The organism is Limisphaerales bacterium (genome assembly GCA_014382585.1).
Lineage (GTDB): Bacteria > Verrucomicrobiota > Verrucomicrobiia > Limisphaerales > UBA1100 > JACNJL01.
Genome location: JACNJL010000057.1, coordinates 127,305 through 129,895 on the forward strand (window position 1 = coordinate 127,305; position 2,591 = coordinate 129,895).

3 protein-coding genes are annotated in these 2,591 nt (G+C 57.0%); 2 read left to right on the forward strand and 1 reads right to left on the reverse strand.

Translation table 11 applies throughout. The features are described from left to right. The first annotated feature begins 60 nt into the window (after nt 1–60). Nucleotides 61–1,362, forward strand: a complete 1,302-nt coding sequence (locus H8E27_13120; GenBank protein ID MBC8326556.1) for a DUF1501 domain-containing protein — start codon at nt 61–63, stop codon at nt 1,360–1,362. A gap of 247 nt (nt 1,363–1,609) precedes the next feature. Beyond that, nucleotides 1,610–1,765, forward strand: a complete 156-nt coding sequence (locus H8E27_13125) for a hypothetical protein (protein ID MBC8326557.1) — start codon at nt 1,610–1,612, stop codon at nt 1,763–1,765. A 120-nt stretch (nt 1,766–1,885) separates the two neighbouring features. Here H8E27_13125 and H8E27_13130 read toward each other — a convergent pair. Beyond that, nucleotides 1,886–2,591: hypothetical protein (locus H8E27_13130; GenBank protein MBC8326558.1), on the reverse strand; the 706-nt coding region annotated here is incomplete at its 5' end.

Genomic DNA, 2,591 nt, shown 5'->3' on the forward strand with positions numbered 1-2,591 from the left:
AAGAATTTATGGTGAATCACTAACTGAAACTTTTTAACAAAACTCAATAAGGAAACTAAAATGGCTAAACATACATATTGTGACGGAGTGCAACGGCGCGACTTTCTTAAAGTAGGCGCGTTGAGTGGATTCGGCCTGGGAATGGGGCTGCCGCAATTTCTGGCGAAAGCCGGTGATGGCGCGGTGAACCCCAACGCCAAAGGCAAGGCGGCGATCTTCGTGCGCCTCGGCGGCGGGCCCACCCATATGGACACGTTTGATCTTAAACCCGACGCGCCGGACACGCATCGCGGCGAGTTCAAAGAAATCAAAACCAATGTCCCCGGTGTGCGCTTCTGCGAGCACCTGCCCAAGCTGGCGAAGGTGGCCGATAAATTTGCCATCCTGCGCGGCGTGAGCCACACGCTGGCAGCGCACGCGCTGGGCACGCAATATTTAATGACCGGCAACCGTCCGTTGCCCAGCTTGCGCTTCCCGACTTACGGTGCGGTGGTCAGCAAAGAAATGGGAAGCGCCAAGGAATTGCCAGCCTTCGTGGCCGTGCCAAATCAGGGCAACGATCCCACCGGATTTCTCGGCGTGGAGTACGGGCCGTTTGAAACGGGTTCTTCCCCGCGTGCGGGCGTGCGGATGGATGTGCGCGGCTTGGCGCTGAACGGCGTCACACTCGATGAAGTGGATCGCCGCAACAACCTCGTGGCCAAGTACGATCAAGCCTTCGGCAATTTTGTAAAGGACGACAAAATTCTCGCCGGCATGGATGAGTTCAGCGCCAAGGCATACCAAATGATGCGCAGCACCAAAGCACGCGAAGCGTTTGATCTCACCCGCGAAAGCCCCGCGATCAGCGGCTTGTTTGATGACCAAAGTTTTTCGCAAAGCTGCCTGTTGGCCACGCGCTTGGTGCAATCCGGTGTGAAGTTTGTGACGCTCAATCTCGGCGGTTGGGATACCCACAACGACAACTGGAACCGCCTCAAGAACACCAACCTCCCCGCGCTGGACGCCGGCCTCAGTGGCTTGTTTGCGACGTTGGAGGAAAAGGGAATGCTCGAAAGCACCTCCGTTTTTGTGACCGGCGAATTTGGCCGCACGCCGAAGATCAATGCCCGCACCGGGCGCGATCATTATCCGCGCGCGATGTTCTGCCTAATGGCCGGCGGCGGCATGAAAGGCGGTCAAGTGATTGGCGCCTCCGACGCCAAAGGCGAAGGTCCGAAGGACAAAGCTATCACCCCCGACGATGTGGCGGCGAGCTTCATCCATTCGCTCGGCATTGATCCGACGAAGGAATACCACACCCCCTCCGGCCGGCCCGTAATGATCGTCCGCGACGGCACGGTGATTCCAGAGTTGTTCTAAAGAAACAAATTACTCCAGCCCCGCAGGAAACTGCGGGGCTTTTTTTGTTTGAACCGCCAAGGTACAAAGACGCCAAGGAAAATTTGGGCTTGGCCTTTGGGGGGCTGGGCGGTTCAAATGGGCGGGTGATGTTATTGCATTTGAATTTGTCTCCTCATCTTCACGCAACGGATGGGGTTTGGATGGTGTTGGGGGCGTGGGTGTTGTGGCGGGTGATCGCGGCGGTCCGAGCTCGATAATTTTACCGATGGCTGATGAGAAACAATCTGAATCTGAAAAGGCGAAACCCGCTGAGGCTGAGGTTTCGGAGGTGAAGCCGGTGGAGGAGATGAGTGAGGAGGAGCAGTTGGCGGCGTATGAGGAGGAGATGAAGAATTCCGATTGGGGGCATCAGCCCTGTTAAGATTTTTTGTGGGGACGGTTGAGCCACCCTTCGGCTCAGCAGGAGCACCGCCCTCCCGTGTGCAATCCCCATATTCACAAAAAACTTGGTGCCTTTGCGCCTTGGCGGTTCAACTTTTATTTACCTTAAATCAAACGCTTTGCGTTGGATGGTGGCGTGGTGGTCCTTGAGGGTTTTGGCGATGGCAGGGCGGCTGAGGTCTTTGCGAAAGGCGATGGAGGATTCGGATTTCAGATCGCGGATGACGTAGCAGTAGGTGTTGTTGGCCATCATGCCGAGGAGCTCGCCTTTTTGGCTGAGGACGAGGTCGCCTTTGGAGGGGTTGAAGCTGCTGCTGAAGAGGCCGCCGATGAAGGGTTTATCCATCTTCACGTATCCTTGGTGGGCGGGGTTAAATTTGAATTCCACTTCGCCGTAGGATTTGCCGTCACGGCTGATGACGAAGGCTTTGGGGAATTGATAGGGTCTGGAGGCAATTTGATAGGGTCGAATGCCGCGGCTGGCGGCTTCGGCGATATTCATGAGCGGCGAGGCGAGGACGCGCGGTTCACCGGCTTGGAATTGCGCGTAGGGTAGGTAGAAGGGCACGGGCTTGGCTTGGCCGGTTACGGGGGTGCTCAGGGTGGCTTCCACGTGGCTGACGCCGGTTGCTTCGGGACGGATGGCGAAGGGGGTGTCGCTGGTGTGCAACAGGCCGAATACAAAGTTGCCTTGCTGGATGAGGATGGTGTCGGTTTGGGTAGTGGTGCGGCCGGATTTGAGCCAGACTTTGACGCCGCGGCTGCGGAATTGGCGGAAAAGGGTGTTGGCGCTGATGGGGGTGTTG